Genomic DNA, 2,694 nt, shown 5'->3' on the forward strand with positions numbered 1-2,694 from the left:
GAAATGGGCCGCGAAACGCTCCCACCACACACACTGGCCCCAGCCCAAACACAGCCCCCACATCACCACTCGAGACCACTAACTGAACGGTATTGCGGCTAAATCAGGTCCACCCGCATCTGCCGCAGCAGCTCGGCCCGCACCTGTTCCTCGCGGCGTTCGTCGTGCCAGATCACGTCCACCGGGTGCGAGGCGAGCTTGACCAGGTCGGTTTTCGAGCACTCGTGGCACCCGGTCAGATCCCGCAGCTCGCTGCGGTGCCGCTTCGCGACGCGGGAGGTCAAGTCATAGATCCCCAGCGCGGACGCGGCGACGCCCACCTGCTTGGCGACATGCTCGACCGCATCGGGCGGCAGCTCCGGACGCACCTTGGGAAACCGGCCGCGCCAGGTCAGAAACTTCAGCTGGACGGCGAAGCCCGGCCTCGTGGCGTCGGTCTTGTTCCGTAACCAGCCCGCCTCGTCGCCGGACAGGGTGAAGTGGTCCACCACCCCGTCCAGACCCAGATCCAGCCCCACACCGGCCCCTTCCGCCACCCCCGTGATCAGCATTCGGGCTGGACGGTAGAGGCGCCGGTGTACAGCGCAGGCAGATATCCGCCAAACAGTCTGGCCGGGCGGCGGATCTGGCAGGGGCGCCCGGACGAAGGCCGTCACTCTCCCCGCCGGACGCCTGGAGCGTGCGGCCCCGTCAGGGCCTGGCGGTGGCCTGCTCCGGTGACCAGCCGTCGTTCTCGGTGGCGTCGATCACCAGCCCGTTCTGCACCAGGTCGGCCAGCTCGATCGCCACCTCGTAGCGAGCCACGAACGCTGCTTCGTCGCCGTTCTCGTTGCTGGGAGGTTCGTCGTAGCCGGGGATCACTGCGGACAGCGGTTCGGACACCGTGTCGGCGTACATGGCCAGCTCCCCGCCTTTATAGGTGAGCACGTATGGCCATCCCGTCGTCGCCGCCAGAGCTGGCCCGCGTCCGCGGGCAGCTGACCTCGTCGGGAGAGCGCTGAGTTCGGGACAGTTACCGCCCCCGGACGGTGTAGGTCAGGTGCGTCACCCTTGGGGAGGGCTCCGCGCGGACCGGCTCCAGGGCCACGCGGCCCGCGTCCACGCCCTCGAACAGGCGGATTCCGGAGCCGAAAAGCACGGGCGCCAGCGCGATCGAGAACTCGTCGATCAGGCCCGCGTTCACGTACTCCAGGATCGTCGCGCCGCCGCCCGCGATGCGGACGTCGCGGTCGCCGGCGGCCTCGCGGGCCTGGTCGAGCGCGGTCTCGATACCGTCGTTGACGAAGTGGAAGGTGGTCCCGCCGGGCCGCTCCCAGGGGTCACGCTTCTCGTGCGTCACGACGAACACCGGCGTATGGAACGGCGCCTCCTCCGGCCACATCTTCTCGCCGGCGTCGAACATGCGCTTACCCATCACGCTCGCGCCGGTGCGCTGGAACGTCTCCCGCGCGATGTCGTCGTCGCGCCCTTCCTCTCCGCCCTCGCCGAGCTTCAGGTTCTCCCGGAAGAACCGCAGCGGGAAGATCCACTGCTGCAGTTCCATCCACTGCTGCCCCATCAAGTCCTCGGAGGACTCAGGCGCGATGAACCCGTCCAGCGACATCGACACGCTGAAGAACACCTTCCCGGCCATCAGCCCTCCGCTCCCTTCCGAACGATCTCGGTGACGTAGGCAGCCAGGTTGCTCAGGGTCTGCCGGCCGCCCTCGATCGCGTGGTACTTCTCGACCGCCTCGTCGCGCAGCTCCTTGGTGGGGAACAGCGTGCGCATCTCGATCCGGGTCACCGTGCCGTCGGGCGCGAACGTGAGGACCGACTCGAAGGCGTTCGGGTCGCTGCGGAACTCACCGTGGAGCAATGCGATCCGCTCCGGCGGGGCGATCTCGGTCCAGGAGATCCACTCCTGGTAGTCCGTCCCGTCCGGTCCGTGCAGCACGAAGTCCCACTCCCCGCCGACGCGGAACTCGAACGCCCGCGTGGTGGTGGTGAACCCCTCCGGTCCCCACCACTGTGACAGGTGCCGCACCTCGGTGAACGCCTCGAACACCAGCTCCCGTGGGGCGCTGATGGCCCGGGAGATCACGATTTCGCGGTCGGCCGTCGCTGACTGCGCGGGCGCGTCCCGTCCTGTCGCTGCCATTGGTCACTCCTCCTGTTTTGCCTGCTTGAGGTCCTGCACGTATTCGTCCAGCCGGTCGAAGCTCTCGTTCCAGAACCGCTCGAACCCGCCGGTCCACTCGTGAACCAGCCGCAGCCCGCGGGCGTCAAGGCCGTACAGGCGCTGCTTGCCTGCCTTGCGGTCCCGCACCAGCCCGACCTCCCGGAGCACCCGCAGGTGTTTGGACGCCCCCGGCTGGGTCATCCCCAACTCCTGGGCCAACTCGGTCACCGGCCGCTCACCCGCCCGCAGCAGCACCAAGATCTCCCGGCGCTGCGGCTCGGCGATCGCGTTGAAGACGTCCGACGTCGTCGCTGCTCGTGCCATGGATCCATCATATTCCGATATAGGCATGCGTCAAGCCGGGGGAATCCAGGGCCCCGGGGAGAGTCGCGTTCGCCCGGTTTGATCATGGAATCCCGTGGAGGGCGAGGGTGGCTGCGGGGTGGGTGTGGGCTCGTCGGCCGCTGGCGATGTTGGCCTATCCGGAGCGGTGGAGGGTGGCGCGGGCGAGGTCGCGCAGGGCGCTCATGACGG

At 68.3% G+C, this 2,694-nt stretch carries 5 protein-coding genes; all 5 read right to left on the reverse strand.

All coding sequences use genetic code 11. The annotated features are described in order from the left end of the window. Positions 1–98: 98 nt before the first annotated feature. Positions 99–551 (reverse strand): DUF4158 domain-containing protein, encoded by a 453-nt coding sequence (locus tag ACF08M_RS41485; protein ID WP_392190495.1) that lies wholly within the window; start codon positions 549–551, stop codon positions 99–101. A 139-nt stretch (positions 552–690) separates the two neighbouring features. Continuing rightward, complete coding sequence (locus tag ACF08M_RS41490; protein WP_392190496.1) at positions 691–927, reverse strand: hypothetical protein; 237 nt, start codon at positions 925–927, stop codon at positions 691–693. Between the two features lie 85 nt (positions 928–1,012). After that, entirely contained in the window at positions 1,013–1,633 is a 621-nt protein-coding gene (locus ACF08M_RS41495; protein ID WP_392190497.1) for a dihydrofolate reductase family protein, read from the reverse strand. Next, positions 1,633–2,139 carry an SRPBCC family protein gene (locus tag ACF08M_RS41500; RefSeq protein WP_392190498.1) on the reverse strand — a complete coding sequence of 169 codons (507 nt, stop codon included), beginning with the start codon at positions 2,137–2,139 and terminating at the stop codon, positions 1,633–1,635. The genes ACF08M_RS41495 and ACF08M_RS41500 overlap by 1 nt, the downstream gene beginning before the upstream one ends. Before the next feature lie 3 nt (positions 2,140–2,142). Beyond that, on the reverse strand, positions 2,143–2,484 hold the full coding sequence (locus tag ACF08M_RS41505) for an ArsR/SmtB family transcription factor (RefSeq protein WP_392190499.1): 342 nt from the start codon (positions 2,482–2,484) through the stop codon (positions 2,143–2,145). Between the last annotated feature and the right edge of the window lie 210 nt (positions 2,485–2,694).

It is taken from the genome of Streptomyces sp. NPDC015032 (assembly GCF_043080425.1).
In the GTDB taxonomy this organism is placed as follows: Bacteria; Actinomycetota; Actinomycetes; order Streptomycetales; family Streptomycetaceae; genus Streptomyces.

Coding starts and splice junctions, on each gene's coding strand:
- ACF08M_RS41485 (WP_392190495.1), bottom strand. CDS start 551: ATGCTGATCACGGGGGTGGCGGAAGGGGCCGGTGTGGGGCTGGATCTG.
- ACF08M_RS41495 (WP_392190497.1), bottom strand. CDS start 1,633: ATGGCCGGGAAGGTGTTCTTCAGCGTGTCGATGTCGCTGGACGGGTTC.
- ACF08M_RS41500 (WP_392190498.1), bottom strand. CDS start 2,139: ATGGCAGCGACAGGACGGGACGCGCCCGCGCAGTCAGCGACGGCCGAC.
- ACF08M_RS41505 (WP_392190499.1), bottom strand. CDS start 2,484: ATGGCACGAGCAGCGACGACGTCGGACGTCTTCAACGCGATCGCCGAG.